General features: G+C 49.3%; 11 protein-coding genes, 5 tRNA genes and 2 rRNA genes. All 18 read right to left on the bottom strand.

Features of this window, described 5'->3' with window-relative positions; all coding sequences use genetic code 11:
* Positions 1-71 precede the first annotated feature (71 nt).
* Positions 72-4,100, bottom strand: a complete 4,029-nt coding sequence (gene rpoB, locus AT746_RS02645) for a DNA-directed RNA polymerase subunit beta (protein WP_062483892.1) — start codon at positions 4,098-4,100, stop codon at positions 72-74.
* 289 nt (positions 4,101-4,389) lie between these two features.
* Positions 4,390-4,767 (bottom strand): 50S ribosomal protein L7/L12, encoded by a 378-nt coding sequence (gene rplL / locus AT746_RS02640; RefSeq protein WP_062476039.1) that lies wholly within the window; start codon positions 4,765-4,767, stop codon positions 4,390-4,392.
* Positions 4,768-4,821: 54 nt separating this feature from the next.
* Complete coding sequence (gene rplJ, locus AT746_RS02635; RefSeq protein ID WP_062476035.1) at positions 4,822-5,340, bottom strand: 50S ribosomal protein L10; 519 nt, start codon at positions 5,338-5,340, stop codon at positions 4,822-4,824.
* 280 nt (positions 5,341-5,620) lie between these two features.
* Positions 5,621-6,316 (bottom strand): 50S ribosomal protein L1, encoded by a 696-nt coding sequence (gene rplA, locus AT746_RS02630; protein WP_062476032.1) that lies wholly within the window; start codon positions 6,314-6,316, stop codon positions 5,621-5,623.
* Between the two features lie 3 nt (positions 6,317-6,319).
* Positions 6,320-6,748: a 50S ribosomal protein L11 gene (gene rplK, locus AT746_RS02625; protein WP_062476028.1), complete on the bottom strand. Its 429-nt coding sequence runs from the start codon at positions 6,746-6,748 to the stop codon at positions 6,320-6,322.
* Between the two features lie 210 nt (positions 6,749-6,958).
* A complete protein-coding gene (gene nusG / locus AT746_RS02620) occupies positions 6,959-7,495 on the bottom strand; it encodes a transcription termination/antitermination protein NusG (RefSeq protein WP_062476025.1) in 537 nt (178 codons plus the stop codon).
* A 1-nt stretch (position 7,496) separates the two neighbouring features.
* On the bottom strand, positions 7,497-7,874 hold the full coding sequence (gene secE, locus AT746_RS02615) for a preprotein translocase subunit SecE (protein ID WP_062483891.1): 378 nt from the start codon (positions 7,872-7,874) through the stop codon (positions 7,497-7,499).
* Positions 7,875-8,075: 201 nt separating this feature from the next.
* Positions 8,076-8,152, bottom strand: a tRNA-Trp gene (locus tag AT746_RS02610).
* Positions 8,153-8,611: 459 nt separating this feature from the next.
* A complete protein-coding gene (tuf, locus tag AT746_RS02605; protein WP_062476022.1) occupies positions 8,612-9,796 on the bottom strand; it encodes an elongation factor Tu in 1,185 nt (394 codons plus the stop codon).
* A 78-nt stretch (positions 9,797-9,874) separates the two neighbouring features.
* A tRNA-Thr gene (locus AT746_RS02600) sits at positions 9,875-9,950 on the bottom strand.
* An 8-nt stretch (positions 9,951-9,958) separates the two neighbouring features.
* Positions 9,959-10,033 (bottom strand) — tRNA-Gly (locus AT746_RS02595).
* A gap of 217 nt (positions 10,034-10,250) precedes the next feature.
* Positions 10,251-10,335 (bottom strand) — tRNA-Tyr (locus AT746_RS02590).
* A gap of 7 nt (positions 10,336-10,342) precedes the next feature.
* Positions 10,343-10,418 (bottom strand) — tRNA-Thr (locus AT746_RS02585).
* Between the two features lie 116 nt (positions 10,419-10,534).
* Entirely contained in the window at positions 10,535-11,305 is a 771-nt protein-coding gene (locus AT746_RS02580) for a type III pantothenate kinase (protein WP_062476019.1), read from the bottom strand.
* Positions 11,274-12,248 (bottom strand): bifunctional biotin--[acetyl-CoA-carboxylase] ligase/biotin operon repressor BirA, encoded by a 975-nt coding sequence (birA, locus tag AT746_RS02575; protein WP_062476016.1) that lies wholly within the window; start codon positions 12,246-12,248, stop codon positions 11,274-11,276. Before birA ends, AT746_RS02580 begins: the two co-directional genes overlap by 32 nt.
* On the bottom strand, positions 12,245-13,234 hold the full coding sequence (gene murB / locus AT746_RS02570; protein ID WP_062476012.1) for a UDP-N-acetylmuramate dehydrogenase: 990 nt from the start codon (positions 13,232-13,234) through the stop codon (positions 12,245-12,247). Before murB ends, birA begins: the two co-directional genes overlap by 4 nt.
* A gap of 761 nt (positions 13,235-13,995) precedes the next feature.
* Positions 13,996-14,110: ribosomal RNA gene (rrf, locus tag AT746_RS02565) — 5S ribosomal RNA — on the bottom strand.
* A gap of 102 nt (positions 14,111-14,212) precedes the next feature.
* Positions 14,213-17,090: ribosomal RNA gene (locus AT746_RS02560) — 23S ribosomal RNA — on the bottom strand.
* Positions 17,091-17,238 lie beyond the last annotated feature (148 nt).

Here is a 17,238-nt window from a genome sequence, read left to right as displayed (position 1 = left end):
TTTCTCCCTGCGGAGTCATTAACCTATGGGAGCCCGCAGGCTCCCAACATGCCCTGAGAATCGTCAGTGGCCTAGTTTTCTTCCAGTTCGATGTTGATACCCAACGAGCGGATTTCTTTCAGCAATACGTTGAAAGATTCCGGCATGCCAGGTTCCATACGATAGTCGCCATCCACAATGTTCTTATACATTTTGGTACGACCATTCACATCGTCCGACTTGACTGTCAGCATTTCCTGCAAGGTATAGGCGGCACCGTATGCCTCCAGTGCCCACACTTCCATCTCACCGAAGCGCTGGCCACCAAATTGAGCTTTACCACCCAATGGTTGCTGCGTTACCAGGCTGTAAGAGCCGGTGGAACGGGCATGCATCTTGTCATCGACCAAATGGTTCAGTTTCAGCATGTACATGTAACCCACTGTCACTTTACGCTCAAATGGGCGGCCGGTACGGCCATCATGCAATACGATCTGTCCATCTTCAGGAATATCAGCCAGCTTCAGCATCTGTTTGATTTCAGCTTCAGTGGCACCGTCAAATACCGGCGTCGCAATCGGCAAGCCCTTGCGCAGATTACCAGCCAGACGCTCCACTTCGTCATCGGTGAAACTGTCGATGTCGGCTTTGTGGTGAGCTTCGCCAAGGTCATAAACCTCTTTGATAAAGCCCCGCAGCTTGGCTTTGTCCTGCTGCTCTTTAAGCATACGGTCAATTTTCGCACCGATACCATGTGCAGCCATACCAAGATGCATTTCCAGTACCTGACCGATATTCATCCGCGAGGGAACACCCAGAGGGTTAAGTACGATATCAACAGGCTGACCATGTTCGTCATACGGCATATCTTCCACAGGCACAATGGTGGAAATAACACCTTTGTTACCATGGCGACCGGCCATCTTGTCACCAGGCTGAATATGACGTTTTACGGCCAGATAAACTTTAACAATCTTAAGCACACCCGGAGCCAAATCATCGCCCTGAGTGATCTTACGGCGCTTCATTTCAAACTTCTTGTCAAAGTCTTCTTTGATTTCACCATGCTGCTCGGCGATCTGCTCCAGATCGTTCTGGGCGTCTTCATCTTTGAGACTGATATCAAACCATTTTTCACGTGGCAGGCTATCCAGTTTCTCTTCTTTGATGCCGTTGTTCAGCAACAGATTGCGGGCACGGGAGAAAATACCATCGGCCAGGATATTGAACTCATCTGACAAGTCCTTTTTCACCTGGCGCAACTGCATATCTTCGATTTCCAGTGCACGTTTGTCTTTTTCAACACCGTCACGGGTAAACACCTGAACGTCAATGACCGTTCCATGCACCGAGTTAGGTACGCGCAGAGAGGTGTCTTTAACGTCAGAGGCCTTCTCACCGAAAATGGCACGCAGCAGTTTTTCTTCCGGAGTTAACTGAGTTTCACCCTTAGGTGTCACTTTACCGACCAGAATATCGCCACCTTTGACTTCGGCGCCAATGTAAACCACCCCGGATTCGTCCAGCTTACCCAGCGCAGATTCACCGACATTGGGAATATCGCAGGTAATTTCTTCTGGCCCCAGCTTAGTATCACGAGCAATACAATTCAGTTCCTGAATATGTATGGTGGTCAACCTGTCCTCTTCCGCTACGCGCTCGGAAATCAGGATGGAATCCTCGAAGTTGAATCCATTCCAGGGCATAAATGCGACACGCATATTCTGACCCAATGCCAGTTCACCCATATCAGTAGACGGACCATCAGCCAGCACATCACCGGCAACAATCGGCTCACCCACGTTACAGTTTGGCTTCTGATTGATACAGGTATTCTGGTTAGAGCGGGTGTATTTAGTCAGATTGTAGATATCGATACCGGCTTCACCGGCAAAGGTCTCTTCTTCATTGACCTTAATAACAATACGGCTGGCATCCACATAATCGACAACACCGCCGCGCTTAGCGACAACGGTAACCCCTGAGTCGACAGCAATGGTTTTTTCCATGCCGGTTCCCACCAGCGGCTTCTCAGCGCGCAGAGTCGGTACAGCCTGACGTTGCATGTTCGAGCCCATCAGGGCCCGGTTAGCATCATCGTGCTCCAGGAACGGAATGATGCTGGCAGCAACAGATACGATCTGCTGCGGCGAAACATCCATATACTCGACTTCTTCTTTTGGCTTGAGAGTAAACTCACCGCGGTGACGGCAGGAAACCAGATCATCAGCCAGATGCCCTTCGTCATCCAGTACCGCATTCGCCTGAGCGATGGCGTACTGTCCTTCTTCGATGGCCGACAGATAGTCAATTTCCTCGGTCACGATACCATCGACGATACGACGATAAGGCGTTTCCAGGAAGCCAAAGTCATTGGTTCTGGCATAGGTTGCCAGCGAGTTGATCAGACCGATATTGGGTCCTTCAGGTGTCTCGATAGGACAAACACGGCCGTAGTGAGTAACGTGTACGTCACGTACCTCAAAGCCTGCCCGTTCACGGGTCAAACCACCCGGACCCAGAGCAGAGATGCGACGCTTGTGCGTCACTTCCGACAGTGGATTGTTCTGATCCATAAACTGGGACAACTGACTGGAACCGAAGAACTCTTTCACCGCTGCCGAGATAGGCTTGGCGTTGATCAGATCCTGTGGCATCACATTGTCCAGGTCGCCAAGACTCAGGCGCTCCTTAACAGCGCGCTCTACACGCACCAGGCCAACACGGAACTGGTTTTCAGCCATCTCACCCACAGAGCGGATACGGCGGTTACCCAGATGATCGATATCATCCACATCATCTTTACCGTCACGGATAGCAATCAATTGCTTCATTACCGCCACGATATCTTCTTTTGACAATGTGCCTTCGCCTGTCAGTTCATCACGGCCCAATCGGCGGTTGAACTTCATCCGTCCGACGGAGGACAGATCATACCTGTCGTCAGAGAAGAACAAATTCTCAAACAGGGTTTCAGCCGCATCTTTTGTGGGCGGCTCGCCGGGACGCATCATCCGGTAAATTTCTACCAATGCTTCCAGCTTGTTTGTGGTGGAGTCGATACGCAATGTCTCAGACATATAGGCACCGTGATCCAGCTCATTGATGTACAACGTCTCGAAACTGGTGTAACCGGCTTTTTTCAGAGCCAGCAACGTATCAAGAGTGAACTCATCATTGGCGTTAGCAACCACTTCACCCGTTGACTCATCAACATAAGTGCGGGCAACAACTTTACCGACCAGATATTCTGCGGGAACTTCCAGCTCTTTGATATCAGCCTTTTCCAACTGACGGGTGTGACGAGCAGAAATACGACGGCCGGCTTCAACCAGCACATTGCCTTCTTTATCCAGAATATCGAATTGCGCCGTTTCACCACGCAGACGATCAGGTACGATATCCATCATTACCTTCTCATCGGTAATGCGTACCTGGTTCTTCTCGAAAAACAGATCCAGTATTTCTTCGGTGCTCATTTCCAGAGCCCGCAAAATAATGGAAGCAGGAAGTTTACGACGACGATCGATACGGACAAACAGGTTGTCCTTAGGATCGAATTCGAAATCCAGCCAGGAGCCACGGTAAGGAATTACCCTGGCGTTATACAATACTTTACCGGAAGAGTGGGTTTTGCCTTTGTCGTGGTCAAAAAACACGCCTGGAGAGCGATGCAACTGAGAAACGATAACTCGCTCGGTACCATTGATAACAAAAGTACCATTCTCTGTCATGAGCGGAATCTCGCCCATGTACACTTCCTGCTCTTTAATATCTTTCACTGTGCCCGGCGCAGCTTCTTTATCAAACAGCACCAGACGCAACTTCACCCGCAGTGGAGCCGAGTAAGTGACGCCGCGGATCTGACATTCCTTGACGTCAAACACCGGCTCACCGAGTCGATAGCTCACATACTGTAATTCAGAGTTACCTGAATAGCTCTTAATCGGAAATACCGAACTGAACGCGGCTTCAAGACCGTACTGGCCTGCGGCATCAATTTCGATAAATTTCTTAAAAGAGTCTAGCTGGATTGAAAGAAGATACGGTATTTCCAATACCTGTGGGCGTTTGCCAAAATTCTTACGAATACGTTTCTTTTCGCTATAAGAGTAAACCATGGGTTCCTCAGCCTGCTGATTTTTGACCCAACTTGCCTTTACTGCACTCATACCATGATGAGCAATAGACAAACTTCCAGCACCGTTTTTAAGGAGCTTTCTATCTTTCGCCTTAGTCAGCCCCGATTACTGACGACTAAGTTATCTTGAAATAGAGGTTTCCTGTGCGCCTTTTTATGGATAGGTAACAAACGGTGTAAGTACACTATCCTACAGCGCAAAAAGGCTGGTGATCAAATGATCACCAGCCTTTGCCTGATATCAGGCAAATAATCTGTCAAAAGACAGATTATTTGATCTCAACTTTAGCACCAGCTTCTTCAAGCTCTTTCTTCAGTGCTTCAGCGTCGTCTTTGCTTACGCCTTCTTTGATCGCTTTAGGAGCAGCTTCAACAGCGTCCTTCGCTTCTTTCAGGCCAAGACCTGTAGCAGCACGTACTGCTTTGATAACAGAAACCTTGTTTCCGCCAACTTCAGTCAGTACTACGTCAAATTCAGTTTTCTCTTCTGCAGCAGCTTCGCCACCTGCAGCTGGGCCAGCGGCAACAGCAACAGCAGCCTGAGCAGAAACACCGAATTTTTCTTCAGCGGCTTCGATCAGTTCAACCAATTCCATCACTGGCATTTCAGCGATTGCATTCAAAATATCGTCTTTAGTTAGAGCCATTTCTCTAAACTCCTGGGTTTAATGTTAAAAATTCAAATAACCAAACACACCAAATTACTTGGTGTCTTTGACTGCCGCCAATACACGCACAAACTTGGAAGGCACTTCGTTGATTGTCTGAACGAATTTGCCAACCGGTGCTTTGAAGGTAGCAAGAAGTTTTGCCAGAGCTTCGTCGCGGGTAGGTAGAGAAGCCACTGCATCCAGTTTTTCCGGACCCAGCAAACCACTACCGATGGAAAGTGCCATGACTTTTAATTTTTTGTTATCTTTGGAGTAGTCTTTAAAAAGACGTGCTGCACCACCTGGTGCATCCAGAGAAAAACCATAAATCAAAGGTCCGGTAAGGGCGTCATCAATATCAGCAAACTTGCTGTCTGCCAGGGCACGCTTGGCAAGGGTATTCCGAATAACCTTCAGATAAATACCTTGCTCACGAGCCTTGACACGCAGTTGCGTCAAATCGGCCACTTCCATTCCGCGGTATTCAGCGACGGCGACGGATAGAGCGCGAGAGGCTACATCGCTGACTTCAGCGACGATCTCTTTTTTTGCTGCTAAACCTAGTGCCACTGAGTTCACCTCTTAGTTACTGAGAAGTTACCTTCTCAGAGTTTATAGATTGATAAGGCCCAATGCCTTACCGCTCCACGGTGTTCGCTATTCCCAGAGAGTCTGAGTCAGATCACCGTCTGCGCAGGCTGATAGATTAAGCATTCTGTTTTTTTGCAGATGCTCTCTTAGTTCATCTGCACAGAATGCGCCTGCGGTCTTGGACGGGAGCTTCCCAATGAAGCTCCAACCCATATTCTTAAGAGAGGCCGGAACACAGGTTCCGGCTGCCTGTGATGAATTAACCGGCCAGACTGGCCTGGTCTACTGCCAAACCAGCACCCATAGTGGTGCTCAGGCTGACTTTCTTCACATAAGAACCTTTGGAAGTTGAAGGCTTGGCCTTTCTCAGCGCTTCCAGTAACGACTCCAGGTTCTCTTTAATTTGTTGTGGCTCGAAGCTCACTTTGCCAATGCTGGCATGAATGATACCGTTTTTGTCGTTGCGGTAGCGTACCTGACCTGCCTTGGCATTCTTAACCGCCGTGACAACATCAGGTGTTACGGTACCAGTCTTAGGGTTTGGCATCAGGCCGCGGGGACCGAGAATCTGACCCAGAGTACCGACAACGCGCATAGCATCAGGAGATGCAATCACAACGTCAAAAGGCATTTCGCCTTTCTTGACCTGCTCTGCAAGATCTTCCATTCCGACGATATCTGCACCGGCTTCTTTGGCTGCATCAGCGTTTGCGCCCTGAGTAAACACCGCAACACGCACATCTTTACCAGTACCATGGGGCAGTACAGTCGCACCGCGCACATTCTGGTCAGATTTACGGGGGTCAACACCCAGATTGATAGCCACATCAAAGCTCTCAACAAACTTGCTGGTAGCAAGCTCTTTCAACAAAGCCACGGCTTCATTGATTTCATATTCTTTAGTCGCATCCACTTTTTCCTGGATAGCGCGCATACGTTTGGTTAATTTAGCCATTTATCAGTCCTCTACTACCAAGCCCATACTACGCGCAGAACCTGCGATCGTATTTACCGCAGCATCCATATCAGCTGCTGTAAGATCAGGTTCTTTAATGTTGGCGATTTCTTCCAACTGTGCACGAGTCACTTTGCCCACTTTGTCAGTATTGGGACGTGCAGAACCACTTTTCAGACCCGCCGCTTTCTTCAGCAGATAAGAGGCCGGTGGTGTCTTGGTCTCAAAGGTGAAGGATCTGTCTTCGTATACGGTAATGACAACAGGTACCGGGGCGCCTTTATCCAGACTCTCTGTCTTGGCATTAAATGCCTTACAGAATTCCATGATATTGACACCATGCTGACCCAGTGCAGGACCAACCGGCGGACTGGGGTTGGCAGAACCCGCAGCGACCTGAAGCTTAATCAAGCCTTTTACTTTTTTAGCCATCTTTTTAATAACCTCTGATGTGGGTATAACGCCTTGTAAGCATTAGAGGATGCTTACTCAAACGGCTCCCCATGTTTAAAAAGGGTGCGGATTATATTTTAATCTGCACCAGTGTTCAAGCCCGTAATTTGACTTTCACGCTTATTTCGGCTCCCCTGTCATCTTATACAGCAACAGGTGAGCCGCGCATTTTCACAAAAGAGTCCGCTTTTAACCTTTCTCTACCTGGCCAAAATCCAGATCCACAGGGGTGGAACGACCAAAGATAAGCACAGAAACCTTCAGTCGGCTCTTCTCATAATCCACCTCTTCCACAACACCATTGAAGTCGGCAAACGGACCATCGGTAACCCGAACCACTTCGCCCGGTTCGAACAGTGTTTTTGGCTTGGGCTTATCTACTGACTCCTGCAGACGATTCAGAATGGCATCGGCTTCGCGCTTGCTGATTGGGGCAGGACGATCTGCATTGCCACCGATAAAGCCCAGCACTCTGGGCACACTTTTAACCAAATGCCAGGAGTCTTCATTCATTTCCATTTCAACCAGCACATAGCCAGGGAAAAACTTACGCTCACTTTTACGTTTCTGACCGGCACGCATTTCAACCACTTCTTCAGTGGGTACAAGTATCTCGCCAAAGTAGTCTTCCATACCGTGGATTTTGATATGCTCCTGCAGAGATTGCTTTACTCTTCCTTCGTAACCGGAAAAAGCCTGTACCACGTACCATCTCTTATCAGCCATCTTAAACTCCCAGCCCTGTTACCAGTGATACCAAACGTACCAGAATACCATCAAGGCCCCATAGCAACAGTGCCATTATTGCGGTAGCAGCCAAAACAATCAGAGTGGTCTGTGTCGCTTCCTGCCTGGTCGGCCATACGACCTTGCGCACTTCCATGCGGGATTCTTTGGCAAAATTAATGAACCGGGAACCCTTGTCTGTAGTGGCTGCAATAAAGCCTGCTATGGCTACCAACACCACCACAGATACTGCGCGTATCAGTACCGAGAGGTCTTCATAAATAGAGTTGCCTGCAACGGCCGCAGCCAGAAGGCCGATAACCAACACCCATTTGACCGAATCCATTGCATTGGATGTATTTTCTGTATTGACGCTCATGAACTTACCTATAACTACGGACTTGATACCACACTCAATACCAAGTGTGATCCTGATGGCTTTGCCCGCGCCGTCCTCTGCCTGGGGATAAAAAGCCTGCCACCTCAGTGGCACCTTAGATAATTTCCTAAGGCTGATAATATCGTTGCCTGTATGCTTCCTGCACGCAAAGCGCCTGAATACTCAGACGCCCAAATATTTTGGCAGGGGTGGAGGGATTCGAACCCCCAACCGTCGGTTTTGGAGACCGCTGTTCTACCAATTGGAACTACACCCCTAACTACCCGACTTATACAAGCATATCCAATTTCAAAACTTAGAAAAGGGATTCGTGCATAAGAAGGGTGCGGTATTATACCTTTTGATTTCGGTTATACAAGGCCAGGGTTATATTACCAATGAAGATGATTGGGGGGCGAGGAGTTAGCCACCTCGCCACAAATCACAGTGAAACAGAAAATAAGTGTTTAACTATTCAATTCTCTGCGAGCTCAGCGTCTTTGAGAGGTTTAATATAACCACAGAGGCACGAAGAGCACAGAGATGACAAGACGGCTTTAAACTTCTGTGCCCTTCGTGCCTCTGTGGTGAAGTGCGCTTTCTTTTGGGTGCAGGTAATAAAAAATCGCCAGGAGCGATTTTGTCACGGAACGCCGTTTCGGTGGAAGAACTGTTGGCGCCATAAAAAAAGGCCGCATTAATGCGGCCTTTTTTGTTTGCGTTAGTTTGTGTCCGGATTAATCGATAATCTTGGAAACAACACCAGCACCAACTGTACGGCCACCTTCACGGATGGCGAAGCGCAAGCCTTCGTCCATCGCAATCGGCGCAATCAGCTCAACCTTGAATTTCAGGTTGTCGCCTGGCATGACCATCTCTACGCCTTCTGGCAGCTCTACCGCACCAGTAACGTCAGTAGTACGGAAGTAGAACTGAGGACGATAGCCTTTGAAGAATGGCGTATGACGGCCACCTTCGTCTTTGCTCAGGACGTAGACTTCGGCTTCAAACTTGGTGTGTGGAGTAATTGAACCAGGCTTGGCCAGTACCTGACCACGCTCTACGTCGTCACGCTTGGTACCACGCAGCAGGGCACCGATGTTCTCACCCGCACGACCTTCGTCAAGCAGCTTACGGAACATTTCTACACCCGTTACCGTGGTCTTGGTGGTATCTTTCATACCAACAATCTCAACTTCGTCACCGGTGTTTACAATTCCGCGCTCTACACGACCTGTTACTACCGTACCACGACCTGAGATGGAGAATACGTCTTCGATTGGCAGCAGGAACGGCTTGTCAATGTCACGCTCTGGCTCCGGAATATAGGTATCCAGCGCTTCACCCAGCTCGATGATTTTCTTTTCCCACTCGGCATCGCCTTCCAGCGCCTTCAGAGCTGAGCCCTGAATTACCGGCAGGTCATCGCCCGGGAAGTCATACGCTGACAACAACTCACGCACTTCCATTTCTACCAGTTCCAGCAGCTCTTCATCATCTACCATGTCACATTTGTTCATGAATACGATGATGTAAGGCACGCCTACCTGACGACCCAGCAGAATGTGCTCACGTGTCTGTGGCATAGGACCATCTGTCGCCGCTACTACCAGTATCGCGCCGTCCATCTGGGCCGCACCCGTGATCATGTTCTTAACATAGTCAGCGTGTCCCGGGCAGTCTACGTGCGCGTAGTGACGCGCTGGCGTGTCATACTCTACGTGGGACGTCGCGATGGTGATACCACGGGCTTTCTCTTCTGGTGCGTTATCGATTTGATCGAATGCCTGGGCACTACCACCGTAGGTCTTTGCCAATACAGTCGTGATTGCCGCTGTCAGTGTCGTTTTACCGTGGTCAACGTGGCCGATAGTACCTACGTTTACGTGCGGCTTCGTACGTTCAAACTTTGCTTTTGCCATTTTTCCCCCAGCGTGGATTGGATTAAACTACTTATATGCAGATTGCTACTTATACGCAGAATGAGCTGGGGAGAGAAGTGGTGCTGATAGGCAGATTCGAACTGCCGACCTCACCCTTACCAAGGGTGCGCTCTACCAACTGAGCTATATCAGCACTGTAATTGGAGCGGGCAGCGGGAATCGAACCCGCATCATCAGCTTGGAAGGCTGAGGTAATAGCCATTATACGATGCCCGCGTTCCTTATCTCTTGAGGCCACCTCATCCCAAGAACCTTGATGGACGTCAAGACTGAACGCGTCTTTCTGCCGCCCTAAGTGCTAGCCTATAGACTCACACTAGAAATATGCTGTGAAGGTTTGGATTACTCCGGACTTCAGCCCTTCGAACCAGTATAACTGGTAGTAATCTCAAACCTCTCACTGATACAAGCTTCCTGCTCATACCTGAAAATATGGTGGAGGGGGCTGGATTCGAACCAGCGAAGGCTGAGCCGTCAGATTTACAGTCTGATCCCTTTGGCCACTCGGGAACCCCTCCAGATTGATGGTGCCGGCTGCCGGAGTCGAACTGGCGACCTACTGATTACAAGTCAGTTGCTCTACCAACTGAGCTAAGCCGGCACTGCATCAAGTGGGTGCGAATTCTAGAGTATCGTTTTGCCATGCGCAATAGGAAAATTATAAAAAATCCAAGGTTTTGGCCTGTTTGCTTAATTTGCACCCAACACAGGCTGTTTTCACAGCAATTCAGCCTGAAATCGTGGTTTTTCACCAATAAAATTCATCATTCCATAAAAAATAAGTTCAGGCATATGGCAGATTCTTTGCGTAACATCAGGCACAACTCTGTGACTGTCTCCCCCACAGACAAATATTTCATAGTCACAAAACTGGTTCTTAAGACATTGCTCTGCCCTGTCGAATAAGCCTTTTGCCAGTGCCAGACAACCAGAATCCACACATTCTTCTGTATCCTTGCCGATATTTCCCGGATACCACTGTTGCTGATTAACGGTAACCTGCGCCGTTTTCTGCATAAGGCTTTGGCGCATCATCTGGATTCCGGGACAAATCCAGCCCCCATGATGTTGACCATTGTGATCAACAAAATCACAGGTAATCGCCGTTCCAAAATCAAGTACAGCAAAGGCCTTTGAGGAATGCCTGCGGGCCCCCAGCATCACCAACCAGCGATCTAATCCCAGTTTTGCAGGGTTAGAGTACGCGCAGTGAAGCCCGAAAGCCTGCGCACTGGTATGCAACTCCTGACAGGGACGGTGTGATGCTTTAATAGTCTTCATGATCCTGGTCAACCGCTCTGGCTGCCCAACAGCTGCAATGTATACTCCTTTACATTGCTCCAGCAGTTTCTGCAGATGGTTGTCGTCATCGAGATTCCCCGTGCAAAGGATCTCGTTTGCCGTCACCATGGCAAATTTAACTCTGCTATTACCGATATCCAGACAAAGGTACTCATTAGTAGGGCCTGACACTGATTTCACCTCCATAGAAGGCCTGCTTGCCTTTATCTGTTTCAACCAATAGCGCCCCCTGTTCATTTATGCCACAACATCGACCACTGAATTGTTGAGGGCCGCACAGCAAGGTTACCCATTTGTCCTGAAACAGATTGTGGTCACGCCATTCTTCAAGAAAGGGAACCAACCCCTCATTCTCAAACCGGCATAGTGCTTTATAAAGCTGGTCAAGCAGTATAGAGGCCAGCCTGTTCCTGTCTGGTTCAGTGTCTGAGTCAGAGTAGAGATCCGCCCAGGGTTGATCGATTTCATCAGCCGGATTGTCAGGCAGTCTGATATTGACGCCGACCCCGACAAAACAGTGGCTGATATCATCTAGTTGTCCCTCAGCCTCAACCAGAATGCCAGCCAGCTTCTTACCATTCAGATAGATATCATTAGGCCATTTCAATTGTGCACTAATATTGCCAAACGCCTTCAACGCCCTGACAACTGCAACACCAATCACCAGACTAAGGCCTCCCAGGGCCTGGTAGCCACCGTGAAAACCCCAGTACATGGATAAGTACAAACTGGCCCCAAAGGGTGAAACCCATTTACGTCCCTGTCTGCCGCGCCCTGCTGTCTGCGCTTCTGCCAGACAAGCTGCACCATTTATATGTAATTCGGTGGAGTGTTTAAGGTAGGTATTGGTGGAATCCACCACGCTTAAAATCTGTAATGGGGCATTATGACTTTTGCAGGCTATCTTGATCTGTTGAGAATCCAGTAACTGGAGTTTCCCCGCAAGCTTGTAACCCTTGCCTGTCACACTATAAATATCAAGACCAAGCTCCGACAACGACTGAATATGTTTGCTAACCGCAGCTCTGGATATACCAAGCTTACGCCCCAGCATTTCACCGGAGTAAAATCCGCCATTAGCAAGATACAAGAGAATCTGATTCCGGGTATTTTCTGTGCTTCGGCTCATAGCTCAATCAGCCCGCTAGCTCCCATTAGCCGAACTTCATTTTCCAGTTCTACGCCAAACTCCAGCTTGACTCCCTGCTTAATTTGTCTGGCCAGGGCCAGCAGTTCCCGGGGTTGACCATTATGGTAATTTGCCAGTACCAGTGGCTGTTTCTGATGACAGATAATTCCACCTACAGTTTTACCCTTAAAACCCAGTTTGTCGATAAACCAGGCCGCCGGCACCTTGACCTCTCCACTATTCAGTGGATAGCCCGGTATCTCTGGCCACCTTTGTTTTAAGTCCGCATACAGAGACTGGCTAAGATAGGGGTTCTTAAAAAAACTGCCGGCATTGCCGAATCTGGCTGGATCGGGCAACTTAGCCTTTCGTATCTCCACCACCTTATCAAAGATCTGCTGGGCGCTGGGATCCCGACCCAGCTGTTGTAACTCGCCATAGTCCGTTACCCCTTGCCAGCTCTTTGAGAACCTTAAGTTAACATGGGTAATCAGGCACCCCTTCATCTTCTCTCTCTTAAATAGGCTATCCCGATATGAAAACTGGCAATCCCCGGCTAATAGCTCATCGCTGTCGCCGCTATTTAAATCCACTACTTCAACGCTGTAGCAAAAGTCAGCCAGTTCACGGCCATAGGCGCCTATATTCTGTATCGGTGCGGCCCCTACTGTGCCGGGTATCAGTGCAAGATTCTCAGCCCCATAAATCCCTTTACCTAACAAGGCAACAACCAGTTGATGCCAGTTCTCACCGGCGGCTATTCTTACCTGGTAATACTCGTCGGTTTCTTTAACCGTCATCCCTTTAAGAGCGACCTTCAAAATGGTTCCCTGATACTCTTCCAGGAAAACGGTATTGCTCCCCTCACCGAGAATAAAATATGAACCCTCATCAATCGAAGGCAGAGAACTTACATCTTTAAGATAAAGTAAATTCCTGGCGGTGCTGTTAAAGCCAAAGGTGTGGAATGGGGCAAGATTAATCAAAAATACACTTCTTCAATGGATCATCGCTCTAGTTTAAGTAACCGCACAGACAAGGTCGAGTATTTATCTCCTATCATCGTCTATATTCTCTGACAGAGGCGCTGAGGGGGATAATCAACAGCACAGCCGTTGGTAAGAGGCCCTGATTGCCATCAGGATGACGGTGTAATGTCTATGTTCTCTCCCAAAAGCACTGTGTATTTTGATTCTATTCATATCTCAGCGCCTCTGTGTCTCTGCGAGATCAAAAACAAAAAGCCAGATGATCTCGCAAAGGCGCAGGGACGCAGAGGTTTTAAGTGTCTGAAACGAATCAGGGCCACCTGATAAAAGGTGGCCTTGATTCTCTGGCGGTGTGAACAGCGTCGGACTGAAGTCCGACCTACAGGGTACTCTCACATGGGGGTGAAGGCGGATTCTTTAGCGGCAGCGCCGCGCCCGCCTGACAAATCCTTCTGGAAAGGATTTGAACATCGGAGGTACGACGATGGCCCGCAGGGCGAGGGCATGGATAGCCCGAGTAGCGACCCGGGATGGCCGACCTGGAGGCTCTCACAAGGATGTGTGACAGATGGCTGTCAGCCGTACTAACGTGGAACGGTCCACAGCTGATGGATTGGGTTTCCTTTGGAGTGTTTACGCTAGCCTGATTCAGGAGCAGGGCCACCTGTAACATTTGAGATAAGGGGATATTCAATGTTTTCGCTGCGCACAACAAAAAAAGGCCACCTGATAACAGGTGGCCTTGATTCTGAATAGGAGCCTGGCGGTGTGCTACTCTCACATGGGGAAACCCCACACTACCATCGCCGCTGTTACGTTTCACTGCTGAGTTCGGAATGGATCAGGTGGTTCCGTAACGCTATGGCCGCCAGGCAAAACTGGTTTTAATAATTTGGTACAAGCTTTAAAGAAATCAATTGTAGCGTCATGGTTGAATCAGTTGTGGCTACACATACATCGTAATTTGGGCGTTGTATGGTTAAGCCTCACGGGCAATTAGTACAGGTTAGCTTAACGCCTTACAACGCTTCCACACCCTGCCTATCAACGTCTTAGTCTCAGACAACCCTTCAGGACAGTAAACTGTCAGGGATGACTCATCTTGGGGCTCGCTTCCCGCTTAGATGCTTTCAGCGGTTATCGATTCCGAACGTAGCTACCGGGCAGTGCCATTGGCATGACAACCCGAACACCAGCGGTTCGTCCACTCCGGTCCTCTCGTACTAGGAGCAGCTCCCCTCAATCATCCAGCGCCCACGGCAGATAGGGACCGAACTGTCTCACGACGTTCTAAACCCAGCTCGCGTACCACTTTAAATGGCGAACAGCCATACCCTTGGGACCGACTTCAGCCCCAGGATGTGATGAGCCGACATCGAGGTGCCAAACACCGCCGTCGATATGAACTCTTGGGCGGTATCAGCCTGTTATCCCCGGAGTACCTTTTATCCGTTGAGCGATGGCCCTTCCATTCAGAACCACCGGATCACTATGACCTACTTTCGTACCTGCTCGACGTGTCTGTCTCGCAGTTAAGCTGGCTTATGCCATTACACTAACCTCCTGATGTCCGACCAGGATTAGCCAACCTTCGTGCTCCTCCGTTACGCTTTGGGAGGAGACCGCCCCAGTCAAACTACCCACCAGACACTGTCCGCATCCCAGATAATGGGACAACGTTAGAACATCAAACATACAAGGGTGGTATTTCAAGGGCAGCTCCACATCATCTGGCGACAATGCTTCATAGCCTCCCACCTATCCTACACATGTAGGGTCAATGTTCAGTGCCAAGCTGTAGTAAAGGTTCACGGGGTCTTTCCGTCTAGCCGCGGGTACACCGCATCTTCACGGCAATTTCAATTTCACTGAGTCTCGGGTGGAGACAGCGTGGCCATGGTTACACCATTCGTGCAGGTCGGAACTTACCCGACAAGGAATTTCGCTACCTTAGGACCGTTATAGTTACGGCCGCCGTTTACCGGGGCTTCGATCAAGAGCTTCGCCTAAGCTAACCCCATCAATTAACCTTCCGGCACCGGGCAGGTGTCACACCGTATACGTCATCTTTCGATTTAGCACAGTGCTGTGTTTTTAATAAACAGTCCCAGCCACCTGGTCACTGCGGCCCCCATTCGCTTACGGCGTAAAGCCTTCACAAACAGGGGCGTACCTTCTCCCGAAGTTACGGTACTATTTTGCCGAGTTCCTTCACCCGAGTTCTCTCAAGCGCCTTGGTATTCTCTACCTGACCACCTGTGTCGGTTTGGGGTACGGTCAGTATTATCATAAGCTTAGAGGCTTTTCCTGGAAGCAGGGCATCTGCAACTTCATCACCGTAGTGACTCGTCTCGTGTCTCAGAATTAATGAACCGGATTTACCTAATTCATCTCCCTACGCACTTTCACATGGACTACCAACGCCATGCCTGCATAGCCTTCTCCGTCCCCCCTTCACTGATAATACCGGTACGGGAATATTAACCCGTTTCCCATCGACTACGCCTTTCGGCCTCGCCTTAGGGGCCGACTTACCCTGCCCTGATTAGCATGGGACAGGAAACCTTGGTCTTCCGGCGAGGGGGTTTTTCACCCCCTTTATCGTTACTCATGTCAGCATTCGCACTTGTGATATGTCCAGCAACCCTCTCGAGTCACCTTCAGCCACTTACACAACGCTCCCCTACCCAGCATACTTAGTATGCTGCCGCAGCTTCGGTATATTGCTTAGCCCCGTTACATCTTCCGCGCAGACCGACTCGACTAGTGAGCTATTACGCTTTCTTTAAAGGGTGGCTGCTTCTAAGCCAACCTCCTAGCTGTCTGGGCCTTTCCACATCGTTTCCCACTTAGCAATATTTTGGGACCTTAGCTGGCGGTCTGGGTTGTTTCCCTCTTCACGACGGACGTTAGCACCCGCCGTGTGTCTCCCGGATAGCACTCTACGGTATTCGGAGTTTGCATGGGGTTGGTAAGTCGGGATGACCCCCTAGCCCAAACAGTGCTCTACCCCCGTAGGTGTTCGTCCGAGGCGCTACCTAAATAGCTTTCGGGGAGAACCAGCTATCTCCCGGTTTGATTGGCCTTTCACCCCCAGCCACAAGTCATCTCCTAATTTTTCAACATTAGTGAGTTCGGTCCTCCAGTTGATGTTACTCAACCTTCAACCTGCCCATGGCTAGATCACCGGGTTTCGGGTCTATACCTAGCAACTGAACGCGCAGTTAACACTCGCTTTCGCTACGGCTCCCCTAATCGGTTAACCTCGCTACTAAATATAAGTCGCTGACCCATTATACAAAAGGTACGCCGTCACCCCGAAGGGCTCCGACTGCTTGTACGTATACGGTTTCAGGTTCTATTTCACTCCCCTCACAGGGGTTCTTTTCGCCTTTCCCTCACGGTACTGGTTCACTATCGGTCAGTTAGGAGTATTTAGCCTTGGAGGATGGTCCCCCCATGTTCAGTCAAGATAACACGTGTCCCGACCTACTCGATTTCACTATCAGCGTTCCTTTGTGTACGGGGCTATCACCCACTATGGCGGCACTTTCCAGAGCCTTCCACTAAAACACTGATAACTTAAGGGCTACTCCCCGTTCGCTCGCCGCTACTAGGGGAATCTCGGTTGATTTCTTTTCCTCGGGGTACTTAGATGTTTCAGTTCTCCCGGTTCGCCTCACTTAGCTATGTATTCACTAAGTGATAATGCATAAATGCACTGGGTTTCCCCATTCGGACATCTGTGGCTCAAATGCGTTTTGTCAGCTCACCACAGCTTTTCGCAGACTTACACGTCCTTCATCGCCTCTAACTGCCTAGGCATCCACCGTATACGCTTTGTTACTTAACCATACAACCCCAAATTACGTCGTAATTCAGTGCTCTACAGCCAAACAACTTCATCAACATTCTCTAATCAAGAATACCAATGACGCTACTTCTAGCTAAATCAATTGCTTAATTTAGCTGGATGATTTCTTTATCAGCTTGTCCAAATT

The sequence above is a fragment of the Lacimicrobium alkaliphilum genome (genome assembly GCF_001466725.1).
Taxonomy (GTDB): Bacteria; Pseudomonadota; Gammaproteobacteria; order Enterobacterales; family Alteromonadaceae; genus Lacimicrobium; species Lacimicrobium alkaliphilum_B.
This window is presented reverse-complemented; position numbering and strand designations above follow the sequence as displayed.

Excerpts from the sequence above, each read along its gene's own strand:
- rpoB (WP_062483892.1), bottom strand. The coding sequence starts at position 4,100 with ATGGTTTACTCTTATAGCGAAAAGAAACGTATTCGTAAGAATTTTGGC.
- rplL (WP_062476039.1), bottom strand. The coding sequence starts at position 4,767 with ATGGCTCTAACTAAAGACGATATTTTGAATGCAATCGCTGAAATGCCA.
- rplA (WP_062476032.1), bottom strand. The coding sequence starts at position 6,316 with ATGGCTAAATTAACCAAACGTATGCGCGCTATCCAGGAAAAAGTGGAT.
- rplK (WP_062476028.1), bottom strand. The coding sequence starts at position 6,748 with ATGGCTAAAAAAGTAAAAGGCTTGATTAAGCTTCAGGTCGCTGCGGGT.
- nusG (WP_062476025.1), bottom strand. The coding sequence starts at position 7,495 with ATGGCTGATAAGAGATGGTACGTGGTACAGGCTTTTTCCGGTTACGAA.
- secE (WP_062483891.1), bottom strand. The coding sequence starts at position 7,874 with ATGAGCGTCAATACAGAAAATACATCCAATGCAATGGATTCGGTCAAA.
- tuf (WP_062476022.1), bottom strand. The coding sequence starts at position 9,796 with ATGGCAAAAGCAAAGTTTGAACGTACGAAGCCGCACGTAAACGTAGGT.
- AT746_RS02580 (WP_062476019.1), bottom strand. The coding sequence starts at position 11,305 with ATGGAGGTGAAATCAGTGTCAGGCCCTACTAATGAGTACCTTTGTCTG.
- birA (WP_062476016.1), bottom strand. The coding sequence starts at position 12,248 with ATGAGCCGAAGCACAGAAAATACCCGGAATCAGATTCTCTTGTATCTT.